This is a genomic window from Shewanella sp. SP1S1-7 (assembly GCF_031932105.1).
Classification (GTDB): Bacteria; Pseudomonadota; Gammaproteobacteria; order Enterobacterales; family Shewanellaceae; genus Shewanella; species Shewanella baltica.
The window spans coordinates 62,644-85,570 of the sequence record NZ_JAUOEU010000009.1 but is presented as its reverse complement, the minus strand read 5'-3'; the positions used below and the strand labels follow the sequence as shown (position 1 = coordinate 85,570).

Below are 22,927 nucleotides of genomic sequence, written 5' to 3'. Positions count from 1 at the left end.
AAATTGAGTAGCTATACGATTTGGGAACCCATGCGATGAAGCCAGAGGCAACAACGGCCGTTAGTGTACAAGGTCGAGTCTTAACACGCCATGCGATTCATCGTCATGGGAGTTTAGTGTTGCAGTATTATCTGGCGACCGCCCAAGGTCCTGTGCTGGTGGAAGTGCAAGGCACTGAACACATTTGTTTTTGTCATCAAACGGATGTGGCGGCTTTACAGTTACAAACGCCGGGTCAAGCATTGCGGTTTGTGCCGTTAGCGCTCAAAAGCTTTAAAGGCGGCTCCGTCAGTGGAGTTTATGCTAAATCGAGCAACAGCTTACGTACCTTACAGCGCATCGCAAAAGATGCCGATATCCCTTTATTTGAAGCGGATATTCGCCCTGAACAGCGTTATTTAATCGAGCGGTTTGTGGCGCTGGATGTGGCATTTTTAGGGCATTTCTCTGCGCCGACTAGCGACAGTCTTGAGGCTAACTCGCTGCCCGTGTTTATCGCCGAGCGGGCTAAGAGTATTGCCCCTTTAACGGCGGTGAATTTACGCTGTATCTCACTGGATTTTGAATGCAGCTTTGAGGGCTTACTCTATTCGGTCGCGCTATATGGTCAAGACAGTGGCCGAGACGTGGGGCAAGGCAGCCTCAAGCAGACTTATGAAAAAGTGATTATGGTGGGCGAAGCTGAATCAAACTCCCCCGAATATATTGAATGGGTGGCCGATGAAGCGGCGCTGATCCATCGATTAATTGCGTGGTTCCATGAGTTTGATCCTGACTTTATTATCGGTTGGTCAGTGGTGAGTTTCGATCTCGCGCTGTTGTCACGCCGTGCATTATTACACCGGATTCCGCTCACTATTGGCCGCGGTGGCGCTAAGCTCGATTGGAAAGTTGACAATAAGTTTCGCCCAGAAACCTTAGTCTTACCGGGCCGTGTGGTACTCGATGGTATCGATTGGCTTAAAGCCGCTTTTTACCACTTTGAGCGTTTCTCGTTGGAATTTGTGTCGCGGCAACTATTAGGTGAAGGCAAGGCCATTCATAACGTCGATAATCGCGTTGAAGAAATTGACCAGCTGTTTAAGACCGATAAACAAGCCTTAGCGCATTATAATCTTACCGATAGCCGCCTAGTATGGGATATTTTTACTCACACTCAATTGTGGGATTTTGCCCTCGCGCGTGCTGAACTGACAGGTTTAGAACTGGGACGTGTAGGGGCCTCAGTGGCGGCGTTTAATCATTTGTATTTACCGCATCTACATCGCGCGGGATATGTCGCTCCTGCAGAGCCTGTGAGTCAGGGCGTTGAAAGTCCTGGTGGTTACGTGATGGATTCTGTGCCGGGTCTTTATAAACACATCTTAGTGTTCGATTTTAAAAGTCTGTATCCCTCCATTATTCGCACCTTTTTGATCGACCCTAAGGGATTGATTGAAGGCTTGCAGTTGCCCGAGTCTGAATGTGTTGCGGGGTTTCTCGGTGGCCGTTTCAGTCGGCAACAGCCTATTTTACCTAAGCTAATTCAAACCTTATCTGAGCAGCGCGAAAAGGCTAAGCGTGAGCACAATGCGCCGTTATCCCAAGCGATAAAAATTATCATGAACTCGCTGTATGGGGTTTTAGGCTCTCAAGGCTGCGTGTTCCATGATGCCAAGTTGGCAAGTTCGATCACGATGCGCGGCCATCAAATCATGAAACAAACCCGCGCATGGATAGAAGAGATGGGCTATCAAGTGATTTACGGCGATACGGATTCGACCTTTGTGTGGCTTGGCAGCGAGCCTGATCTATCAGACATTAACGCCTTAGGTAACACTCTGGCGCAGGATATCAATGCTAAGTGGCAGGCTAAGATCTGTGCTGATCACCAAGTTGAGAGTTTTCTCGAGTTACAGTTTGAGCGGCATTACGAGCAGTTCTTTATGCCAACCTTAAGAGGTTCATTAGAAGGCAGTAAAAAACGTTATGTTGGCGCGTGGCGCAATGCGAGCGATGAACTTGAGCTCACCTTTAAAGGGATGGAACAAGTGCGTAGTGATTGGAGCCCCTTAGCGCGCAAAGTCCAAGAGTCACTCTATGAGCGAATGTTTAACCAAAGGGATATCAGTGTTTATTTAGCCAGCGTGTTTGAAAAACTGCTTGATGGTCAGTTGGATAATGATTTGGTATTTCGTAAACGCATGCGGCGCAATATTGAAGATTACACAGCTAAATCTTCACCACATGTTAAAGTCGCCCAGCAACTATGCGGCATAACAGGTGATGTCTCTTTTGGCAAGCGTGGGGCGCAAATTGACTACCTGATTACTGTAAATGGACCGGAACCCTTACTGTACAGAACGTCACCAATTGATTACCAATACTACATTGATAAGCAAATTGGCCCTATTGCAGAACCGGTATTTTCGATAATGAAACTAAACTACATGGATATTGCGTCAAAGCAGTTGCTGTTAATATAGTGTTTTTAATGTTCCTTATGTGTTGCGATAGGTGGCGAATGTAGCGTTTTAACCTGTTTTGTAGAGGTTAACTGGTTTGTTTTTGTGATGTTAATCGACATATTCTTTAGGTTTCGCTTTGAGGGGATATTGAAAATTTGCTACCCTTTAAGCGGAAATTGTAAGGAAATATAACAACGGAATGACGTTGGCAGAACATAAACAAAAAAAGGTTAAGCACCAAATGAACAAGACGTTAGTAGCAACTGCGCTTGCAGCAATTTTTTTAGTACCATCAGTCTCGGCTATCGAGATCTATAAAGATAATAAAAATGCCGTAGAAATCGGTGGTTTTATTGATGCACGCGTGATCAACACTCAAGGGGAAACTGAGGTTGTTAACGGTGCATCTCGCATTAATTTTGGTTTTAATCGTGAGTTGACTGACGGTTGGAAAGCCTTTGCTAAATTAGAGTGGGGCGTAAACCCCGTTGGTAGCAGCGATATCGTCTATAACAATCGCTTCGAATCTGTTCAAGAAGAGTTCTTCTATAACCGTTTAGGTTACGCAGGTCTGTCCCATGACACTTATGGAACACTAACTATCGGTAAGCAGTGGGGTGCTTGGTACGATGTCGTTTACAACACTAACTACGGTTTTGTGTGGGACGGCAACACTGCAGGTGTTTACACTTATAACAAAGATGACGGCGCGGTAAACGGCGTGGGTCGTGGTGATAAAACGGTCCAGTATCGCAACGCCTTTGGCGATGTTAGCTTCGCAGTTCAAGCGCAGTTGAAAAACAGCAGCTTCTATACTTGTGATTCAGAAGATATTACTCAACAAGCTTGTGAAGAGTTATGGAGCAGTGGTGATCGTACAGCTCAACAAGTTGAGTACAACTACACTTATGGTGGCGCGCTGACCTATAAAGCCACTGATATGCTGACTTTAACTGCGGGTGTTAACCGTGGTGAGTTTGATGTGAGTTTTGGTAACGGCGAACAAACTACAGCGGTTGATCTTATCTACGGTGCAGGTATCACTTGGGGTAACTTCGATAACGATGGTTTATATGCTGCTGCAAACTTTAACAGACAAGAAAACCATGATACTGACAACATTGGTCGTTTGATCAAAGATGCCTATGGTATTGAAAGTTTAGTTTCTTACAAGTTTGACAATGGCCTGCGTCCATTCATTTCTTACAACGTGCTTGATGCGGGTAAAGACTATGTTATCCAGCCTAACTTCAATGCCGATCCTAACGATGAATTCAAACGTCAGTTCTTAGTTGTCGGTTTACACTTTGTATGGGACCCAAATACAGTTCTGTACATAGAAGCCCGTAAAGATTACAGCGATTTCACTAGTTCAGATAAAGACCAAGAAGCTAGAATGGCACTTTCTGAATCTGATGGCGTAGCAATCGGTATCCGTTACACACTTTAAGTTCTTCCTTGTATATTACAAAAGTTTAAGTGTTTAGAATTGTGCCAGTTGTAAGTGTTGCTTCAAAGCCCAAAGTGTAAAACTTTGGGCTTATTCATTAGCAAAGGTATTTAAAATCAATGATATGGTCTTGAATGGTTTAAGTTTTAGCATTTTCTCTCATTACAATCAAACTCACGTCAATTCTGATCTTAGTTGTGCCATCTCCATTCCTATAATCACTTTCTGTATAAATAATCACCACTCTCTCATCCTAATGAATCTTTATTAGAGTAATAATGTGTCATTTGTTTGTTATTTGTTGATTTAGTGTTTTATATGTGATTTTATTGCTCTTGAAGTTGACGTATTGGCAACCAAGGTTGCAGTAAAGCAATTTACGTTATCTATACATAAATGTAGATGCAAAATATAAGAAAAACATGATTTATCAAGGGAGATAGACAATGTACAAGAACAATTTATTATCTAATTCAGTGCGTTACGCTCTGCTTGGCGGTTTAGCGGCTGCGACATTAAATGCTCCTACAGTTTTGGCTGCTGAGGATGGAGCAAAAGTTGAGCGTATTGAGGTTACAGGTTCACGTATTAAACGTAGTGATTTAGAAGGTGCATCGCCTGTAACAACCATTTCATCAGAAGATATGAAAATGGAAGGAAACCTTACTGTTGCAGATGCTTTGCGCAACAGTAATTTGAATACTTTCGGTTCTTTCTCTGAAAGATCTGGTAGTTCAGCTCAATCTCAAGCAACTATAGATTTGCGTGGTGCAGGATCGGATCGAACTCTCGTTCTGATTGATGGTAAACGTTTTCCTGGTTCTCCTACTTTAGGCGGTGGTTCCGCAAATTTAAACGCAATACCAATGGCTGCTGTTGAGCGTATTGAAATTTTAACTGATGGTGCTTCTTCTACTTATGGCTCTGATGCTATAGCTGGTGTAGTTAATATCATTATGAAGAAGAACTACCAAGGTATTGAGTTCAATGTAGGAAGTGGTTCTCGTGAGGCTGATGGTGGCCAAACTAGCAAAGAATTTTCTGTTGTCGCTGGTTATCAGATGGATAAAGGTAACATAACGTTCGCTTTTGACCATCAAGACCGCAAAGGTATTTCAGATGGTGACCGTCCATATACCGCTGCAAGTATGACTGATAATAATGGTGACGGAATAATTCAAGCTTATACAGATACCATAGGTTGGAGTATCTATGGTGCAACTGTTGCATCACCTGATTTTTCAGAAGCTCAAGCATCGCCATTGTGTGATGATCTTGCAGCTCAATATGGATCTGATGTATTTAAGAAAGTTGCTGCAGATGATGATTGGGGGCCAGGTTCTACCTACTGTATGTACGCGTTTGCAAACGTTTCATATAATAAAGCATCAATAGACCGTAATACTGTATACGTTGATGCAAATTATGAGGTTTCTGAAAACGTAGAGTGGTTTGGCCGTACAATGTTTACCCAAAATAATTCATTTGGTCGCTATGCACCACCCGCTGCTGCATGGAATAAGATGTCTGCAGATAATCCTAATAATCCATATGGTGAGGAAACAACTGGTTATTGGCGTTGGGTAGGGATTGGAACTCGTGATGGTAATGTTGATGACTATAATCAAGATTACTTAACTGGTTTACGTGGTACTTTGTCATCATTAAATGATGCTTCTTGGGAGTTTTACTATCACTATAATAAAGCTGACAATAAAAGTATTGGTGAGTACTATCTAAGTTATGCTGGTTTAGCTCATAATATAGCCAATGGAATTGATTTAGGCTCTGAGGAAGGAATTGCAAACATGAAAGCGACGACTCTGACTCAAAGTCGTGCAGAATTTCATCAGTATAATGGGGGGATAGGTTTTGATGCATTTGAACTGCCTGGCGGAGCGATTGCACATTATTTTGGAATGGAATATTTTACTCAAGATTTCTCTGAGGTATATGACGCTCAGTCTGAAGCCGGTTTAATCGGTGGCAGTGCTGGAAACTCATCGAGTGGTGATCGTCAAGTTTTTGCTACATTCTATGAAGCTGCGTTACCAGTAGTTGATAGTGTTGAAGTTAACTTAGCTGCACGTTATGATAAATATAGTGATTTTGGTAGTAATTTATCTCCAAAAGCATCGGTAAGATGGCAAGCATTAGATAACTTAGTAGTTAGAGCTTCTTATTCTGAAGCATTTAGAGCTCCTAGGTTAGATCAATTAAATGCGGCAGATACTTTTAGTGCTGAAAGCGGAAAAGATTATCCATTCTGTGTTTCGAATACATCAGCTTCTTGCCCTACAAAACAGTTTGATACATATATATCATCGAATGATAAATTGGATGCTGAAACTTCTCAATATATTAATTTTGGTATAGCTTGGGATGTAATAGAGCAATTTTCTGTTAAGTTAGATTATTTTAATTTAAATATTGATAATGCAATTGCGCAGCGAAGTGTTACAAATGTAATGCGTGGTATAGCAAATGGCCAATTGACCCCTGATGATACGTTTTATGTTGAGCGAGCACCTACTACTGATGGTACTTTAGGTAAAGCACTCAAAGTTGGAACAGGTTATGCCAATGGTGATAAGTTAAAAATTGAAGGTATTGATCTAGTTTTAACTGGAAATGTTGAAACTCAAATCGGTGAATTTTCAATAAATTGGAATAACTCATTTGTTCTGGATTACACTTCAGAACAAATTGGTGGTGCTAATGCACAAAATACTGCTGGTTGGGAAGGTCAGCCAGATTATAAGGGCGTGATCACGACAACTTATAAAATTTCTGATCATACATTTGCTTGGAATATGAATTATACTGCTGGTACTTATGCTAAAGACAAAGCTATTGATGCTGCAGGATTAGTGTTGGTACCAGAGGGCGATCTTGACTCGTGGTTAATACATAATCTTAGCTATACATATAATGCTGGAGATTTTGGCTCAGTTACTTTAATGGTTAATAATCTAACTGATGAAGATCCAATTCTCAATGAAGGTGTTTATGATAACGCAGACCTATACAACAACTATGGTCGTGAATATCGTGCCAGCTACACAATTAAATTCTAAGTTTATTTGGTTTTAATAAAAAAGCCAGTTTTTAAAACTGGCTTTTTAATTATTGAAAACAGCTGTCTGTAGTATCGATAAAATAAATTATGAATTAACTTATTCTTCAAATAAGCTATTGTAAATTTAAAGAGTTCAATTACGGGTGCTAACTATTAAATTTTGTGGTTTCAAAAGTGTAAGATATGCGTTTAATTTTATGAATAAATAAATAAATAAATGAATGAGCCATCTTTTCGTTGTTGTACTATAATTTTATGATAATCTTTATAAAGGGGGGGGGATGACGGGTCATTGGAGTGAGTATTGGAAACAAGGACACATTACATCTTTTGGTTCCGATTATGAAAAGAATTATACTGGTCAATTGAAAGATATATGGTCAAATATTTTTAGTCAATTTCCAATGGGATTTAAAGTACTTGATGTTGCAACAGGTAATGGGGCTTTACCACTTTTAATTCAAGATTATTTTAGTAAATTAAGTGTTGAGGGGAATGTGAAAGGGGTGGATTATGCTGATATAAACCTAGTCCCTCTTGTAAACTCACATATAAATAAAAATGTGGTTATTGAGTTGCTGGGTAATACATCAGCAGAATCTTTGCCATTTTCAGATTTTGAATTCGATACGGTCATATCTCAGTTTGGAATTGAGTACTCAGATTTGGTTATTTCAGTACCTGAGGTTTTACGGGTGTTGAGAGACCAGGGGACATTTCATGCTGTTATACATCATCAAAAGTCAGTTGTTATTCGTTACAATAGTAAACTACTTTCTTTTTTGCAATATCCTGAAATTGAAAGGTTAGTGTTTCTTTTGAAGGTGATGGCTCATGACATGGGGGAGATGATAAATAGGCAAGACTTAATTAGAATAAGATCTTGCGCTATATGCGAAAAGAGTCGTATAGAAATAAATGCTCTACTTTCTAAATTGGCAGCTTATGATGAGATATCGCTCAGTGAAACTGGTATCTTGAGTTATGTTAATGTTTTTTTTAGGAACGGTTTATTTTGGTCTATTGAAAAAAAATTAGAATATCTTGCGTTTGTAAGTAAACAAATCACAGTATATAGGCAGAGATTAACAGAGTTAGTTGAGGCTTCAATGAGTTTCGAGTGCATTGATACCTTTAGGGAGATTTTAAATCAAAGTGCTGTCACAACATTCTCCGTAGAGGAAGTCGTTAACAATACTGGAGATATATTGGCTTGGTATGTTTTCTTCTCAAAAGATTCTCATTGAATTTTATATTTTTAGTAAGGTCCGTTGATCTTTGTTCGAATTTTATACGAAGAAGGCAATCTCGTATAATTTACTTCGCCAAAATCTATTCTGATTGAAGATAGAGTTTATAACAAGCGTGAGCATAATACTATGGAGGGGAGCCTTTATCGACTTCGTGTTGGCTGCCTTTGGCGAGATTTACCTGAACGTTTAGCTCTAGCGAATTCCCAGATAAATTCTATGGGATTCAAATAAGTAGACATGCATGATGCTGTTTTATCTAATCAATTTCGCCAAAAACCTACTAGATCCAGCATCATGCATGATATCGACATATTACACGATTTATTCAAAAAACAATGCCCTCAAATACACCAAAAACGCCTTAATTCTCTGATGTTTGCTACTGAGTTTTTACTCGATGGCAATCAACTCTCGTTAAACCAGTTAGGACGGAACATAACTGGTAACGTTGCCCCCAAACATAATATCAAGCGTATTGATCGACTGCTCGGAAATTGTTCTGGTCAACTAAATTTGGCCACAGCTTTAGAATCTTCCCAAAATCATCGCTCTGATTCATTTGGGCTCAATCCTGCATTGTAATGATGTGGCCTGACTTTACAGTAATAACCAATGATGTAATCGGTCACATCTTGTTTAGCTTCGCTAAAACTCTTGTAGCCTTGTATCGGGAGCCATTACGTTTTTAAACTTCTGAAAAACCGTTCCATTGGCGCATTATCCCAGCAGTTACCGCGACGGCTCATGCTCTGGCTGATTTGATATTTCCACAGCCGCTGATGGTATTTCAGGCTGGTATGATGGCAGCCTTTATCTGATTGAAATATCAAGTTTTTTGCTTCCCACGAGATTCAAAGTGTTCTGGTCTAATTCCATCGGACACTTAATTTTGAGACAGTATGGTCAATAAATTAAGAGGTCTATATGAGTCTGAAGAAATCACATAAGAGTTATCCCCAGGCATTTAAAGATGAAGCTGTCTTGATGGTGCTAGAGCAAGGTTATAGCGTTGCCGATGCGGCAAACTATCTTGGAGTTAGCACGAGCCTGCTTTACAACTGGAAGGAAAAACACCAAGCCCTGAAACAAGGTGTCACCTTAGAAGAGTCTGAGCGTGATGAGCTAAAACGATTACGTAAAGAAAACAAAGGATTACGAATGGAGAAAGAAATTCTAAAAATACCCAAGGGGCACACCGAGGCCAGCGCCTTCTTTGCGAAAGAAATGAAGTAAAATTTCGTTTCATCAAACGGCAATCCAACCTGTTTCCCGTAGCACTGTTATGTCGAGTAATGAGTGTAAGTAAATCAGGCTATTACGATTGGCATAAACGCCCTGCAAACGTGATAAGCCTTGAAACACTGAAGCTTTATCGCCTTGTTCGACAGTTATTTAAGCAAAGTCGAGGCAGCTTAGGGAATAGTGAAATGGTGAAAAAATTGCGCAAGGAAGGCTACCAGCTTGGTCGCTATCTCGTTCGTAAAATTATGCACCGCCTTCGATTCAAAGCAACCCAGCGAGGTGCTTACAAGGTGACTACGCAGCGGAAACACTCAGATGCAGTGGCAGATAACATGTTAAACATGAACTTTAATCCAGTATCGGCTAATCAGGTCTGGGCGAGTGACGTGACCTATTTAAAGACGGGTGAAGACTGGATGTACTTAGCTGTGGTGATGGATTTATATTCGCGCCGGATTGTGGGATGGCACATAAATAAACGCATGACCACAGATTTGATATCTAAGGCATTAATAAAAGCCTACAACCTGCGACAACCAGCGCGAGGGCTGGTATTCCACAGTGACCGAGGCAGTAAGCAATTCGGTAGGCTGCTATCGAGCTATGGTATCCGAGCCAGCATGGGTGATGTGGGGGCGTGTTGGGATAATGCCGTTGTTGAGCGTTTCTTTGGTAGCTTGAAACACGATTGGATTTTTAAAGTTAATCAACCAACAAGGGAGTTTATGAAGCAAGATGTGACTGCTTACATGAAATATTACAACTTGGAGCGGCTGCATTCTGTTAATGACGATCTGTCACCTGTAGAGTTTGAAAATTCTCAAGTAAAAGTGTCCAGTTTGGGTTGACCAGTACAATTCGCAGGGGTCACTTTGGCCGCCACTATTCCACCTTGATGATTCACAATCAAATGCAGCTTAAAGCCATAGAACCACCCCATAGTACCTTTACCTCTGCACGCCAGTCCCGCCAAGGTTTTATGGCGATGAATACGCAGGTTATGACACACTTTGATGCTAGTTGAATCAACAAATTCGATGCCAGTGGGGTTACTCTTGAGGCTGGCAAAGTAGCTGCAAAGCGGGACTAAAGCCTTGGGCATCATCTCAAGAAAGCGGGTATAGCTGAGTAAATGAGGAAAAGCGGATTTGTAGAAATGAGCCAGATAACCGATGTAGAAGTTCTTGAAATCACGGTGGTGGGACATCTGAAAAAGTATGATGATGGTCATCACTTCGCTCATCGTCATACGGCCAGCACGTTGGCGCTTACGTGTACCATCGGTTAACAGCGTTTTTTCCCATTCTGGAATGAAACAGCGCAAAAATCATCGACATCGCAAAACACTTCCACTAATTTATGCATAGGCCCTCCGGTGTGATCGGGTTTCTCTTGGTCGAAAGACCCGAACACTTGGAGGGCTATTAGTTCAAATTTTCTTATCCAGAGTTCAGGTTAGAGAAGCTATCCTTGGTTACAGCTACATAAAGGTTGCCTTGATTAATGAATCCGTGCTCTACATCCTCTGCAAAATCCTCTATCCCAAAGTCAATAAGCAAGTAAAGATGACCTGCTTGAGTTCGTTTCATGTTGAAAAATGTTAATTAATAAAATCAGTTGGATCAAAGGTGATTTATCTCAAGATTATGAAATTTAATGTTTTTTATCGATATTTTATTTTGGCTTCTCAATTAAATTAACTTTTTCGGTGATATTTTGTTTAAAAAAACACCTTTCGTAAAATTTTTTATTCATAGCGCCTCTTTACACTAGTTTTTAGTCGGCCGAAATGTTGACACAGGTCAACATTTTGTGAAATGATGCCAGCGGGTCTATGCCTGTAAGGGCGTAGGAAAGGGAAGAAAAAACTAAGAATCACAAGAGAAAGACGAACTTACAGTAATTTTTTCGGCGAGCATTTTTTGCTTCTCGTTTTGTTGCTGGTAAGTTAAACCTTTTTATTCACTTCAAATTGGTTGGGAACTATGTCCAAGGTAAGCAATAGAACAAAAATCGCTACTGCACTTGTTGGCGTGCTGGCATTAGCGAGCAGCAACTTCGTGGTTGCAGATCCTCTTACCGACGTGCAGAAAGCGGATAGTATGATCCATGCTGATGCTGCAGCGTCGCAAAAGAATGTTGATAAGTATTTCGATCAAGCACAAGACATGCTTTTTGAGTATGGTTCTGTCGCGGATGAGCGTGAATCACTGAAATCATATAACGATTACGTTGCCAGCTTAGTTGCTGATCAACAAAAGACAATGGATTCAGTACAAAGCGACATTAATGGTGTTGATAAACTTCGCCAAGGTGTTGTGCCATTAATGTTTAAAATGGTTGAATCATTAGAACAATTCGTTCAATTAGATTTACCTTTCAACTCTGAAGTACGTACTAATCGTGTTAATGAGCTGAAAAACCTTCTTAATACTGCTGAAGTGACTTTAGCCGAAAAATACCGTTTAATCCTTGATGCTTATAGCATCGAGCGTGAATATGGTAGCGCGGTTGCTGTTAACCAAGGTAAGTTAAACCTAGATGGTAAAGAAGTGTTGGTTGACTTCTTTAACTTAGGTCGTGTTGCTCTTTATGCACAGAGTTTAGATCAAAAGACTGGCTGGATGTACAACCCAGAATCTAAGGGTTGGGATAAGTTAGATGACAGCTATTTGCGTGAACTGACTAAAGGTATCCGCATTGCCCGTAAACAAGGTGCTCTAGATCTATTTGCGTTACCAATTCCTGCTGCGGAGACTGCACAATAATGAAGAAGTTAATTACTACAGCTGTGTTGGCTGCAAGTTTCTCTTTAACTGCTGGTATGGCTAGCGCTGCAGATGCGCCTAAGTCGATTGACCAATTATTGCAACAAGTTAAAGTTGAACGTGCTGCAGAAGGCAAAATCAACAGTAAACGTGAGCAAGAATTCCAAGCTGAACGTGGTGATAAAGCTGCACTGTTAAAGCGCGAGAAAGATGCTTTAGCGGCTGAAAAACAACGCGGCAAAGATTTAAACCAAGCGTTCTTAGATAACGAGCGTAAAATTGCTCAGTTAGAAGAAGATCTGAAAACTGCTCAAGGTGACTTGGGTGAGATGTTTGGTGTTGTTAAAGGTGAAGCCGGTGATTTCGCTGGTAAACTGGCAAGCTCAAACATCAGTGCTCAATACCCAAATCGTGATAAATTCATCGCTGATTTAGGTGCACGTAAACAATTACCTAAAATTGAAGAGCTAGAGCAATTTTGGCAAGAACAGCTGTTTGAAATGGCTGAGTCTGGCAAGGTTGTTAAGTTTGAAGGTTCAGTTACTGGAATCGACGGTAGCGTTAAAACAACGACTATCCATCGTGTTGGTGCTTACAACTTAACTGCTGATGGCAAGTACGTTGTTTATAACCCTGAGTTAGGTTTAATTCAGCAGTTATCTCAACAACCAGAAGGTTACCAAGTTAGCGCTGTTGCTGACTGGGAAAAAATCACTTCGGGTACTGCGCCATTCTATGTTGATCCTGCACGCGGCGTGCTGCTAAACATCTTCACCAACAAAGCTAGCTTTGAAGATCGTTTAGAAGCTGGTGGTACTATCGGTTACATCATTATTGCTCTGTTGGCACTTGGTTTATTAATCTCTATCGAACGCCTTGTCACTATGACGATTATTGGTGCTCGCGTGAATAGCCAACGTAAGAACGTCGATAAGCCTGGCAATAACGCTTTAGGTCGTATCTTGAAAGTTTACCAAGAAAACAAAGACGTTGATGTTGAAACGTTAGAGTTGAAATTGGATGAAGCGATTCTTAAAGAAACTCCAGCATTGGAAGCGCGTATTTCAATCATCAAAGTATTGGCCGCTATCGCACCTATGATGGGTCTGTTAGGTACAGTGACGGGTATGATTGCAACCTTCCAAAGTATCCAATTATTTGGTACTGGCGATCCAAAACTGATGGCTGGCGGTATTTCTATGGCGCTTATCACTACAGTTCAAGGTCTGGTTGCTGCTCTGCCGTTAATGTTAATGCATGCAGTGGTTGTTGCCCGTAGTAAGTCAATCGTTCAGATCCTTGAAGAGCAAAGCGCTGGTATTATCGCAGCACATGCTGAGAAGAGGGCTGACTAATGACGCTATACCTGATGGACATTTGGGATTCCGTCAGGGGCTTCATGGCCTCCGGAGGCGACGTCCTCTGGCTTGTAGCGGGTGTTCTGTTCTTAATGTGGGTATTGATGCTTGAGCGTTATTGGTATCTTAATTGGATATCACCAAAGCAACATAAAGCAATCATAGCTGCATGGGACGCAAGAGAGGAAACGACCTCTTGGTATGCACACCGCATCCGTGAAGCTTGGATGTCCCAAGCGAAGCAAGATTTGAATGCACGTATGCTGATTATTAAAACCTTAGTGGCAATTTGTCCAATGATAGGTTTGTTAGGTACCGTAACAGGTATGATTTCAGTGTTCGATGTGATGGCAGTTCAGGGGACGAGTAATGCTCGTTTGATGGCGGCTGGTATTTCAATGGCGACTATGCCTACGATGGCAGGTATGGTTGCAGCATTATCGGGAGTATTCTTCAGTACTCGCCTCGATGCCAAAATGAAAATCAGTTTAGAAAAGCTAAAAGACAGCATGCCGCACCACTAGAGAGAGATTGAACATGGCACGTAAAAAGCATTCCAGTATAGATGAGGAAGCGCAAATTGATATGACACCGATGCTCGACATCGTGTTCATCATGCTAATCTTCTTCATTGTAACAACGTCATTCGTGAAACCATCTGGTTTGGACTACAACAAACCAAAAGCTTCACAAGCGACTTCAAAGCCTTCGGCTAACATCTTTATCGGCGTCAGTAAAACAGGCGTGATCATGATGGAAAACCGTCAGGTTGATATCGAACGTGTAACAGCAAACGTTGAGCGTATGCTGGCTGAAGCTCCTGAAGCAGCTGTATTGATTCAGGCTGATAAAGACGCAATGCACGGCTTAGTTGTTAAAGTTCTAGACCAAGTGAAAGCAGCTGGTATAGATAAAATTTCGGTATCTGCGGGGAACGATTAATATGCTAAGAGCACTAGTATCGATCATTATTGGTGCTGCTGTGACTTTTGGTCTGTTCGCTTTTATGGCGTTCTTGGTCGGTGGCGGCGCACAGCGCGGCGAAACATCGGCCGAGACCCCTGTAATTGAAATCACTATGGATAGACAGGATTCAAAAGCACAGAATAAGCCAAGGGTAGTGCCTAAGCCACCACCACCACCAGAGCAACCACAGAAGCCTGATACAACGCCACCTGATTCATCAAGTAATATTGATACGTCAATGTCGTTCAATATGGGTGGTGTAGAGGCTGGTGGTGCAAGTACCGGTTTTAAATTAGGCAATATGATGACTCGCGATGGTGATGCAACGCCTATCGTTCGTATCGAACCACAGTATCCAATTGCTGCGGCTCGTGATGGTAAAGAAGGTTGGGTACAACTTCGCTTCACTATCAACGAACTCGGTGGTATCGATGACGTTGAAGTTATTCAAGCAGAGCCAAAACGTTTATTTGATAAAGAAGCGATCCGAGCACTGAAGAAGTGGAAGTACAAGCCAAAGATTGTTGATGGCAAGCCACTGAAGCAACCAGGTCAGACGGTTCAGCTGGACTTTACCTTAGATAAAGGAGGCAAATAACGATGCGTAATGTTAATAAAATCGCAGCTCTATTATTGCTTTCTATTTGTGGCGGATTATCTGTTTCATCTGCGGTAGCAGCTGAAAAGTGTGAGATCGATAAACGTCAATCTAAAGCTGTAGGTGAAGGCGCTGCGAAAAAAGTTCAGAAGTCGTTTGAAGCTTATACCAATGGTCAGCTGGACGAAGCCATTGCTATTTTGCTCGAAGCAAATGCAAAGAACGATTTCGATAAAGCCTATGTTGCACGCATGCTAGGTAACTTTTATGCCGAGAAAGGCAAAATGGATACTGCGATCAAGTACCTAAAACAAGCTGTTGAAGCTGATATTTTAGGTGGAACGGATCATGCTGCGACCATGCGTCTTTATGCGGATTTACTGTTACAAGAGAAGAAATTTAAGGAAGCGATTCCTTACTATTACAAGTGGATGGATTTTACTTGTAAAGCTGACTCTCAAATTTATCGTCGTATTGGTATTGCACACTCTGAGCTAAAACAGTGGGATAAAGTGATTGAAGTGGCCGATAAAGGTCTTTCATTAGCTGAGACTCCTGATAAAGGCTTATATCAGATGAAGCTAACTTCTTACTTCAATCAAAAGAAGTATAAGAAAGCTGTTGGCGTGTTAGAAGTCATGGTGCCATTATTCCCGGATGATGGCAGATTATGGGTTCAATTAGCGCAGTTTTATCTGATGGTTGAAGACTATGACAAGTCTCTTGCAACTTACGATTTAGCTTATAGAAATGGTTTCTTAGATAGTGCGGGTAACATTACTCGTTTAGCACAATTGATGGCACAGAAAGGTGCTCCATATCAAGCCGCTAAAGTCTATCAGAAGCATATGAAATCGGGCTTGATCGCTGAGGATGCTAAGTCTCTAGAGATTTTGGCTGGTTTTTATCAGAATGCAAAAGAGTTTAAACAAGCCGCTGAGTATTATGGTAAAGCTGCAGCTATCAGCAATGATGGTAAGACTTACTTGAAACAAGGTCGCTTACTGAACTTGAATGAACAATACACTGCAGCGATCCCTGTGCTTGAAAAAGCCATATCTATGGGTATTGATCATCCTGGCGAAGCAAACTTCGAATTAGCTTTGGCTCATTTAAGTTTGAAACAGTACAAGTCAGCTTATAACCGTGCAGTATTAGCCGCCAACGATAAAAAGACTGAGAAGAGTGCAAAAAGCTATATCTCTTATATCAAAGAGAAAGCACGTATGCATAACATCACACTGTAAGTGCTTGGCAGTTTTGTATCAGATTTGAAAGCCCCGTAAGGGGCTTTTTATTTGATGTAATTTAATGTCAAAAATTTACTGTAAGCGGATTAAAGCTTGAGATTGATCATGATTTTTTTCAAGATCTTGTGAGAGTTGGCTGACATTGCTGAAGAGCGATTCGATTTTGTTTTCTTGCGTCGGTAAGCAAATGCAGGCGGCCAGTTTATAATCGATTGTCAGTTTATGATTTTTACCAAAATTTTGATTGAAATCAGAAATTTGTTGTTCTATTCGTTTTAACACCACCTCAGCTCCCTCCTCATCTATGTTGAATAAACCCAGTGCGAAGTGATTATGATCAAGTCTAGCTATCATATCTGTTGCTCTTAATAGTGCTTCTTGCACTTGTTTGGTAAAGAATTCGAGTAAATGGGGTTGTTTGACGGTTTCATGAATGTGAGGGCACAGATACAATAGTGCCAAGCTTTGGTGTTCTCTTATATGACGATGCCATTCTCGGTTGAATACTTCCATGAAATAGGTTTGGTTATAGACTCCAGTTTCTGGATCCCTGAAACCTGAGTTGCGGAACGAGTAGATCATAGATTAACTCCGATAGCAGACCTTGAACTAAGTATAGAAACAGTTCTGCAATAGCGGGCCAAAAAGGAGAAATAATAAAATGAAATTGGGTTTATTGGCAGGATCGATAGCGTTAATCTTTGCCCTTCAAGGTTGTTCTAAGCCTGAAGCCACGGCAGTTCAAGAAAACAGTCAATCAAATGCCGTTGCTGAGCAGGGCGAAACACAAACAGCAGAGCAGCGCTATTTATCGCTAGTGGATGCTTATTTTAAAGATTACCTAAAGCTTGAGCCTATTTACGCTACTTTTGTTGGTGTTAATGACTATAACGCTGATTTCGGCGGTGATTTAACCGAGGATTACCTCAAGGCTCGCCATGATCTTAACACTCACTATTTAGCCCAGGTGCGCGCGATAGATCCAAAACAACTGCCCGCGGATCTACAGTTAAGTTATGACCTGTTTGTCTATGACCGAGATATGGCGTTAGTTGACGAAACTTTCCCTTCACGTTTTATGCCGATAAGCCAGTTCTATAGCACTGTCATTACTATGGTGCAGCTTGGTAGTGGCGAAAGTGCGCAACCTTTTAATACTGTCGATGATTATCGTAATTGGGAACAGAGGGTTGATGGTTTTATCAAGTGGGTAACGCTTGCTGAAAATCGGATGAATCAAGGCATTGAAAGTAAAGTGGTGCTACCGCGGGTGTTAGTAGAGCGCATTATTCCCCAGTTAGACGCTATGCTAACGACTGATGCGACTCAGAGTATTTTTTACTCACCCATTCAACATTTCCCCGAGAGTTTTTCTGAGCAAGATAAAGCCGAATTGACCACCCGTTATCAAGCCATGATAGCCGAGCGTATCGTGCCAGCGTTGACGGACTTGCGTGATTACTTTAAGCAAACCTATTTACCTAAGTCGCGGGCGACTGATGGTTGGTCTGGTTTACCTAACGGCAAAGCTTGGTATCAGCATCTGGCTAACTCACATACGACCACCACTATGTCTGTGGATGAAATTCATCAAATTGGCTTAAGTGAAGTGGCGCGAATTTTATCTGAGATGGATAAGGTACGTGAGCAAGTCGGTTTTAAGGGCGATTTAAAGGCATTTTTCGCCTCTTTATCATCCGAACCTCAGTATTTCTACAGCGACCGTCAAGGTTTGATTGATGGTTATATGGTGTTGAAAGATAAAATCAATCAAGTGCTCCCTAACTACTTTAATGTGATGCCTAAAGCTGATTACGTGGTTAAGCCAGTTGAAAGTTTCAGAGAGCAATCTGCAGCGGGTGCTTCTTACGAATCACCAGCGGTGGATGGCAGTCGTCCAGGTGTGTTCTATATCAACACTTATAATCTTAAGGCGCAGCCAAAGTGGGGCATGACGACCTTATCTTTGCATGAGGCTGCTCCTGGGCATCATTTCCAAATTGCGATCAAGCAAGAGCTAACTGGTGTGCCTGAGTTCCAGCGTTTTAGTGGTTATACGGCATTCGAGGAAGGTTGGGCACTTTATGCTGAGTACTTAGGTATTGAGATGGGCTTGTTTACTGATCCTTATCAGTATTTTGGCAAGCTTTCCGATGAAATGCTGCGTGCGATGCGCCTAGTGGTGGATACCGGTCTTCATTCAAAAGGCTGGAGTCGTGAACAAGCAATTCAGTACATGAAAGATAACTCGCCGATGGCTGAAAGTGACATAGTCGCTGAAGTGGAGCGCTATATGGCAATCCCTGGTCAAGCTTTGTCTTACAAAGTCGGCCAGCTGAAGATCCTGGCACTGCGAGCCCGCGCTGAAAAAGCCTTGGGTGATAAATTTGATTTAAAAGCGTTCCACGATCAAATCCTCACCTCAGGTTCATTACCTATGGCGGTTATGGAAAATAAAATTGACCGTTGGATAGCGTCTAAACAGGCTTAGCCCGTAATATGCCGTTATTTGACTTTGATGTGAATGACGGCATTTTAAGACTTTTTTATTCAACAGAAAGTTTTTATACTGTTGATTCAAAACCTGTTAAAACGGATGTTTTAATGGGAATATCAATGATATTTGGGGCAAATGTCTCATGATCCTCACAGGAGTTTTACTATGGTCCAGGCAACAGCAAGACATTTGTTAGTCAGCAGCGAAGAGCAGTGTCAAGCGCTGAAACAGCAAATATTGGAAGGCGCGGATTTTGCTCAAATTGCTCGCGCGCACTCTTCTTGCCCATCAGGTGCCCAAGGCGGCGAATTGGGGTCATTCGGTCCTGGTATGATGGTGAGAGAGTTTGATGAAGTTGTCTTCAGCGCGCCATTAAACGAAGTGCAAGGTCCAGTTAAAACGCAGTTTGGTTTTCATTTGCTTGAAGTGACCAGCCGCGCGTAAGTTTTACAGCTTATTTTACGGCAGCGTTTGCTGCCGTTTTTGTTTTATCTGCTCATCACGGAGTCACTATGCTGGAACTCTATACCGATAGATTGAAACTCAGGAGCTTACAAGATAGCGACTGGGAACAGTTTTATGCGTTGCACAGCGATCCTGAGATTAATCGCTATGTGCGAGTGCCAGAGTCGCAAGAGGTGATCCGTAGTAAGTTTCAGCAGCGCTCAAATACTTGGTTTTACGGTTCAGGCGATTGGCTCACCCTAGTAATTGAGACTGTTGATACAGGCCAATTTGTTGGGTTAACAGGCCTTTATTGCCAAAGCCTTGATGAGCAGCGTGCCGAAGTGGGTTACTTACTGGCCGCAGAGGGCCACGGCAAAGGTTATGCGACTGAGAGCTTAATGGCGGTTATTGATTGGGCCTGCTTAAGTTTTAATGTGCATAAATTTGTTGGTCATTGCGCCAAAGATAATCATGCATCGGCGCGGGTTCTTGAAAAGTGTGGCTTCAGGCTTGAAGGCTTACTCAGGCAGCAATTCAAAGTCGGTGAAAACTGGCTCGATGAATCGGTCTTCGGTTTACTTGCCGATGAAAGACGTCTCTAGCCAAATTATCTTCAGCGGATTTTATGCGGTGCTGGTATAATGCCGCAGGTTTATTTTTAGAAGGCGTGTATTAAGTGGCGCAAATTAATCAATTGGCTTTGCATTCTGGCGAAGATTTCATTGAATTGTACAAAGTATTAAAAGTGCAGGGCATGAGCAATGCCGGCGGCGAAGCCAAGCATTTTATTGAGGAAGGTCAAGTCACTGTGAACGGTGAAGTTGAAACTCGTAAGCGTAAAAAAATTATTGCGGGCGATATCGTCAGCTTTAATGGTGAATCAGTTCAAATCATTGCGGCAGAATAAGCCTGAAACAGTGGAGCAAGATATGCAATTTCCAGATGATGACAATGGTAAAATGCTGGCCGCAATGGCTGAAGCAGGAATCGATTTAACAAAAGAGTTAGATGTTGATTTCTTTTTGGTTTTTGATGACCAACGTGATGCTGAAACGGCGTTAGAAGAACTCACAAATTCTGACTTGCAAGGCGAGCTTGAGCTGAATCTGAATGATGAGCTGGGCAAGTGGGAAATCATTGTTTGCCTCAATATGGTACCTGATTACGATACTTTGGTTGAGCAAGAAGTCATGTTGAATGATTTTGCTGCCGAATTCGGTGGCATGACCGACGGTTGGGGCGTAATGCAACACCAAGACGGTGATGACGAGTTTATGGAAGATGATGACCATGAGCATGTTCACGGTGCTCATTGCAATCACTGATGCTGATTTGCTTTGACCTTTGAGTCTAAGAAACCACCTTCTTGGTGGTTTTTTATTGCCGTTTTTTTGCGCCCATTTGCTGCACACCATAGCTTTATTTGGCACATATAGCGTTATTGCACCTTGCTGGAATGGTGAAATTCCAAATATTGTTTAATGGCGATAAGGGGCAAACACTTCTAATAACCAGTCAATAAAGGTTTGGGCTTTTAACGGCAAGCAAGGGGACTTGGGCGTGAGTAAGTAATATCGATAAGGGCTAGTGAAAGGGGCGTCGAAGGGGATGACTAAACTACCGTTTGCCAATTGCTCTTCGATAAAAAATCGCGGGATTAGTGCTGCACCCATGCCACTGGCTGCCGCTTGGCTCAGCATGTAGAAATGCTCGACGCCAAAGGATTGCGCTTGAGTGAGTGTTAAGCCCACTTTTTCTGCCCAATATTCCCACAGTTCGGGTCTTGTCGTGTGTTTCAGTAAGGTGACGTGATTGATATCCTCAATATTTTGCAGTTTTGGCGCTAACGATGGCGCGCAAACTAAGCACAAATCTTCATCCATCAGCTTGATATAATTCGCGCCCTTAGGAATGGCTGTGCAGCTGCGAATCGCAATATCATAACGGCCTTGACTAAAGTCCACGGCAAAGTCGCCAATCGACAAATCAACATAAAGGTGTGGATGGCGGGATTTAAACTGCTCCATTCTTGGAATAAGCCAATTAATGGTTAAGCTTGGCAGCACATTGATGGCTAAGGTCTGCGGCTTAGATGGCAGACGACGTAGGTCACTCGTTGCACTTGACAGGGTTTGCAGCGCGGCTTGGACATGGGGTAAATAGCGCTTGGCTTCATCGGTTAAACTGACTTTTTTATGTAGGCGTACAAAAAGCGCAAAACCCAAATAATCCTCTAATACTCGGATTTGTTTACTGACCGCACCATGGGTGACATGCAACTCCTTGCTTGCCAGTGTCATACTTTGCAAGCGCGCGGCGGCTTCAAAAGCGCGGAGGGAATTGAGTGGCGGCAGTTCGGTCAACATTTTATCTCCTATAACTGGGCAAATCCGAACCGGATTATAGATTTTGCGTGAGTTTAGCTCACGCAGTGGCGACAATAACTCCTTTGCGTTTATTTGGCAAACGCAGTCTAATGCTCAGCAATTACTCCCTTTTTTATCAGAAGAATAATAAATCATTATGGAATTTGAACTGACTCTACAAATCGCAGCGATACTTTTTGCCGTCGCTATGGTGGCTGGTTTTATCGACTCTATCGCCGGTGGTGGTGGTTTGTTGACGATCCCTGCACTCATGTGGGCAGGCTTGCCGCCTGCGGTTGCCTTAGGCACAAATAAGCTACAGGCCTGTGGTGGTAGTTTTTTTGCGAGCTTGTATTTCGTCCGCAAAGGGTTAGTGGATCTTAAATCCGTTAAATTAGCCTTGTTCTGTGCGTTTATCGGCGCGGCGTTAGGCACGATTCTCGTTCAACTCGTCGATACTAAAGTGCTGGAATTAATGTTGCCATTCTTGATTTTGGCAATTGGTTGTTACTTCTTATTTTCGAAAAAGATTTCTGAAGACGATAAGCATCAAGTGCTGACACCTACCGCATTTGCTTTTACTGCTGCTTTAGGTGTGGGATTGTACGATGGTTTTTTTGGTCCTGGCACTGGCAGCTTTTTTGCGCTGGCGTTTGTATCGTTAGCAGGTTTTGGTTTGGCTAAGGCTACGGCTCACGCGAAACTACTTAATTTCTCAACCAACATAGCTTCGCTGATTTTCTTCGCCTTGGGCGGCAAAGTGATTTGGTTATTGGGGTTGGTTATGCTCGCAGGACAAGCGATTGGCGCAACTTTGGGTTCTCGTCTGGTTGTGACTAAAGGCACGAAGATTATCAAGCCACTGGTCGTGACTATGTCCCTTGCCATGAGCTTTAAACTCCTCGCAACGCAATATCACTTATTCTAATTGATTGTTTCTTATCAATAAGCGCAGCCTTAAACGGCGGATTAGTTAATCTTCGCGCGTAAGCTTAAGTTATTTTTATCTTATCAGTGACGTTCACCTTGGCTCATAAGTTTAGCTGAGGTGGATATCGCTTAGAATATCCTCTAAAGATGACCGTAACGCCTCTTCCTGCTTTGCAATAGGTGTACTCTTTCAAGGTTTTTGAATAGTATAACCTGTCAATTTTAATGCACTTTTTAGGCTTCTCATTTTTCTATGTGCATTTAAACGCTATGTCT

General features: G+C 42.0%; 18 protein-coding genes and 4 pseudogenes. 18 read left to right on the top strand and 4 right to left on the bottom strand.

Annotated features, from left to right (window positions below; genetic code table 11):
* Window positions 1–35: 35 nt before the first annotated feature.
* The 5 genes and pseudogenes from Q4Q49_RS09590 to Q4Q49_RS09565 form a co-directional block, all read left to right on the top strand.
* The gene (locus Q4Q49_RS09590; RefSeq protein ID WP_311999221.1) at window positions 36–2,465 is read left to right on the top strand and encodes a DNA polymerase II; all 2,430 of its coding nucleotides are present in this window, start codon (window positions 36–38) and stop codon (window positions 2,463–2,465) included.
* Window positions 2,466–2,688: 223 nt separating this feature from the next.
* Entirely contained in the window at window positions 2,689–3,897 is a 1,209-nt protein-coding gene (locus Q4Q49_RS09585; RefSeq protein ID WP_311999219.1) for a porin, read from the top strand.
* Between the two features lie 446 nt (window positions 3,898–4,343).
* Window positions 4,344–6,974, top strand: coding sequence for a TonB-dependent receptor (locus Q4Q49_RS09580; protein ID WP_311991201.1), 2,631 nt, complete (start codon window positions 4,344–4,346; stop codon window positions 6,972–6,974).
* Window positions 6,975–7,257: 283 nt separating this feature from the next.
* Window positions 7,258–8,223 carry a class I SAM-dependent methyltransferase gene (locus Q4Q49_RS09575; RefSeq protein ID WP_311991200.1) on the top strand — a complete coding sequence of 322 codons (966 nt, stop codon included), beginning with the start codon at window positions 7,258–7,260 and terminating at the stop codon, window positions 8,221–8,223.
* A gap of 300 nt (window positions 8,224–8,523) precedes the next feature.
* Window positions 8,524–8,724 (top strand): annotated as a pseudogene (locus Q4Q49_RS09565) (IS4 family transposase); the annotation flags it as partial.
* A gap of 47 nt (window positions 8,725–8,771) precedes the next feature.
* On the opposite strand, the pseudogene Q4Q49_RS09560 reads toward Q4Q49_RS09565, so the two are convergent.
* A pseudogene (locus Q4Q49_RS09560) lies at window positions 8,772–9,085 on the bottom strand (integrase core domain-containing protein); the annotation flags it as partial.
* Window positions 9,086–9,153: 68 nt separating this feature from the next.
* Between Q4Q49_RS09560 and Q4Q49_RS09555 the strand changes: the two are divergent.
* Window positions 9,154–10,319 (top strand): annotated as a pseudogene (locus tag Q4Q49_RS09555) (IS3 family transposase).
* Window positions 10,320–10,327: 8 nt separating this feature from the next.
* Here the strand turns inward: Q4Q49_RS09555 and Q4Q49_RS09550 are convergent.
* Window positions 10,328–10,836 (bottom strand): annotated as a pseudogene (locus Q4Q49_RS09550) (IS982 family transposase); the annotation flags it as partial.
* A gap of 620 nt (window positions 10,837–11,456) precedes the next feature.
* On the opposite strand from Q4Q49_RS09550, the gene Q4Q49_RS09545 reads away from it, so the two are divergent.
* The 6 genes from Q4Q49_RS09545 to Q4Q49_RS09520 are packed head-to-tail and all read left to right on the top strand — an operon-like array spanning window position 11,457 to window position 16,408.
* Window positions 11,457–12,239, top strand: coding sequence for a DUF3450 domain-containing protein (locus Q4Q49_RS09545; RefSeq protein ID WP_220592594.1), 783 nt, complete (start codon window positions 11,457–11,459; stop codon window positions 12,237–12,239).
* Window positions 12,239–13,594: a MotA/TolQ/ExbB proton channel family protein gene (locus Q4Q49_RS09540; RefSeq protein ID WP_006087404.1), complete on the top strand. Its 1,356-nt coding sequence runs from the start codon at window positions 12,239–12,241 to the stop codon at window positions 13,592–13,594. Before Q4Q49_RS09545 ends, Q4Q49_RS09540 begins: the two co-directional genes overlap by 1 nt.
* Entirely contained in the window at window positions 13,594–14,121 is a 528-nt protein-coding gene (locus tag Q4Q49_RS09535; RefSeq protein ID WP_006087405.1) for a MotA/TolQ/ExbB proton channel family protein, read from the top strand. The genes Q4Q49_RS09540 and Q4Q49_RS09535 overlap by 1 nt, the downstream gene beginning before the upstream one ends.
* 13 nt (window positions 14,122–14,134) lie before the next feature.
* Window positions 14,135–14,539, top strand: coding sequence for a biopolymer transporter ExbD (locus Q4Q49_RS09530; RefSeq protein WP_006081158.1), 405 nt, complete (start codon window positions 14,135–14,137; stop codon window positions 14,537–14,539).
* Window position 14,540: 1 nt separating this feature from the next.
* Window positions 14,541–15,161, top strand: coding sequence for an energy transducer TonB (locus Q4Q49_RS09525; protein ID WP_012088830.1), 621 nt, complete (start codon window positions 14,541–14,543; stop codon window positions 15,159–15,161).
* Window positions 15,162–15,163: 2 nt separating this feature from the next.
* Window positions 15,164–16,408, top strand: a complete 1,245-nt coding sequence (locus Q4Q49_RS09520; protein ID WP_220592595.1) for a tetratricopeptide repeat protein — start codon at window positions 15,164–15,166, stop codon at window positions 16,406–16,408.
* Between the two features lie 75 nt (window positions 16,409–16,483).
* Here Q4Q49_RS09520 and Q4Q49_RS09515 read toward each other — a convergent pair whose 3' ends face one another.
* Entirely contained in the window at window positions 16,484–16,993 is a 510-nt protein-coding gene (locus Q4Q49_RS09515) for a diguanylate cyclase domain-containing protein (RefSeq protein WP_006087408.1), read from the bottom strand.
* A 79-nt stretch (window positions 16,994–17,072) separates the two neighbouring features.
* On the opposite strand from Q4Q49_RS09515, the gene Q4Q49_RS09510 reads away from it, so the two are divergent.
* The 5 genes from Q4Q49_RS09510 to Q4Q49_RS09490 all read left to right on the top strand — a co-directional run bounded on the left by Q4Q49_RS09510 (window position 17,073) and on the right by Q4Q49_RS09490 (window position 20,680).
* Entirely contained in the window at window positions 17,073–18,902 is a 1,830-nt protein-coding gene (locus tag Q4Q49_RS09510) for a DUF885 domain-containing protein (RefSeq protein ID WP_311905565.1), read from the top strand.
* A gap of 171 nt (window positions 18,903–19,073) precedes the next feature.
* Window positions 19,074–19,352, top strand: coding sequence for a peptidylprolyl isomerase (locus Q4Q49_RS09505; RefSeq protein WP_006081163.1), 279 nt, complete (start codon window positions 19,074–19,076; stop codon window positions 19,350–19,352).
* A 68-nt stretch (window positions 19,353–19,420) separates the two neighbouring features.
* Window positions 19,421–19,957, top strand: coding sequence for a GNAT family N-acetyltransferase (locus tag Q4Q49_RS09500; protein ID WP_300482160.1), 537 nt, complete (start codon window positions 19,421–19,423; stop codon window positions 19,955–19,957).
* 74 nt (window positions 19,958–20,031) lie between these two features.
* On the top strand, window positions 20,032–20,262 hold the full coding sequence (locus Q4Q49_RS09495) for an RNA-binding S4 domain-containing protein (protein WP_006081165.1): 231 nt from the start codon (window positions 20,032–20,034) through the stop codon (window positions 20,260–20,262).
* 22 nt (window positions 20,263–20,284) lie between these two features.
* Window positions 20,285–20,680: a ribonuclease E inhibitor RraB gene (locus Q4Q49_RS09490; RefSeq protein ID WP_011846490.1), complete on the top strand. Its 396-nt coding sequence runs from the start codon at window positions 20,285–20,287 to the stop codon at window positions 20,678–20,680.
* Between the two features lie 153 nt (window positions 20,681–20,833).
* On the opposite strand, the gene Q4Q49_RS09485 is transcribed toward Q4Q49_RS09490, so the two are convergent.
* Complete coding sequence (locus Q4Q49_RS09485) at window positions 20,834–21,721, bottom strand: LysR family transcriptional regulator (protein WP_311999218.1); 888 nt, start codon at window positions 21,719–21,721, stop codon at window positions 20,834–20,836.
* Window positions 21,722–21,878: 157 nt separating this feature from the next.
* Between Q4Q49_RS09485 and Q4Q49_RS09480 the strand changes: the two genes are divergently transcribed.
* Window positions 21,879–22,649: a TSUP family transporter gene (locus Q4Q49_RS09480; protein ID WP_106650169.1), complete on the top strand. Its 771-nt coding sequence runs from the start codon at window positions 21,879–21,881 to the stop codon at window positions 22,647–22,649.
* Window positions 22,650–22,927: the final 278 nt, after the last annotated feature.

Excerpts from the sequence above, each read along its gene's own strand:
- Q4Q49_RS09490 (WP_011846490.1), top strand. The coding sequence starts at position 20,285 with ATGCAATTTCCAGATGATGACAATGGTAAAATGCTGGCCGCAATGGCT.
- Q4Q49_RS09480 (WP_106650169.1), top strand. The coding sequence starts at position 21,879 with ATGGAATTTGAACTGACTCTACAAATCGCAGCGATACTTTTTGCCGTC.
- Q4Q49_RS09575 (WP_311991200.1), top strand. The coding sequence starts at position 7,258 with ATGACGGGTCATTGGAGTGAGTATTGGAAACAAGGACACATTACATCT.
- Q4Q49_RS09530 (WP_006081158.1), top strand. The coding sequence starts at position 14,135 with ATGGCACGTAAAAAGCATTCCAGTATAGATGAGGAAGCGCAAATTGAT.
- Q4Q49_RS09515 (WP_006087408.1), bottom strand. The coding sequence starts at position 16,993 with ATGATCTACTCGTTCCGCAACTCAGGTTTCAGGGATCCAGAAACTGGA.
- Q4Q49_RS09505 (WP_006081163.1), top strand. The coding sequence starts at position 19,074 with ATGGTCCAGGCAACAGCAAGACATTTGTTAGTCAGCAGCGAAGAGCAG.
- Q4Q49_RS09540 (WP_006087404.1), top strand. The coding sequence starts at position 12,239 with ATGAAGAAGTTAATTACTACAGCTGTGTTGGCTGCAAGTTTCTCTTTA.
- Q4Q49_RS09500 (WP_300482160.1), top strand. The coding sequence starts at position 19,421 with ATGCTGGAACTCTATACCGATAGATTGAAACTCAGGAGCTTACAAGAT.
- Q4Q49_RS09580 (WP_311991201.1), top strand. The coding sequence starts at position 4,344 with ATGTACAAGAACAATTTATTATCTAATTCAGTGCGTTACGCTCTGCTT.
- Q4Q49_RS09585 (WP_311999219.1), top strand. The coding sequence starts at position 2,689 with ATGAACAAGACGTTAGTAGCAACTGCGCTTGCAGCAATTTTTTTAGTA.
- Q4Q49_RS09525 (WP_012088830.1), top strand. The coding sequence starts at position 14,541 with ATGCTAAGAGCACTAGTATCGATCATTATTGGTGCTGCTGTGACTTTT.
- Q4Q49_RS09590 (WP_311999221.1), top strand. The coding sequence starts at position 36 with ATGAAGCCAGAGGCAACAACGGCCGTTAGTGTACAAGGTCGAGTCTTA.
- Q4Q49_RS09510 (WP_311905565.1), top strand. The coding sequence starts at position 17,073 with ATGAAATTGGGTTTATTGGCAGGATCGATAGCGTTAATCTTTGCCCTT.
- Q4Q49_RS09485 (WP_311999218.1), bottom strand. The coding sequence starts at position 21,721 with ATGTTGACCGAACTGCCGCCACTCAATTCCCTCCGCGCTTTTGAAGCC.
- Q4Q49_RS09535 (WP_006087405.1), top strand. The coding sequence starts at position 13,594 with ATGACGCTATACCTGATGGACATTTGGGATTCCGTCAGGGGCTTCATG.
- Q4Q49_RS09520 (WP_220592595.1), top strand. The coding sequence starts at position 15,164 with ATGCGTAATGTTAATAAAATCGCAGCTCTATTATTGCTTTCTATTTGT.
- Q4Q49_RS09545 (WP_220592594.1), top strand. The coding sequence starts at position 11,457 with ATGTCCAAGGTAAGCAATAGAACAAAAATCGCTACTGCACTTGTTGGC.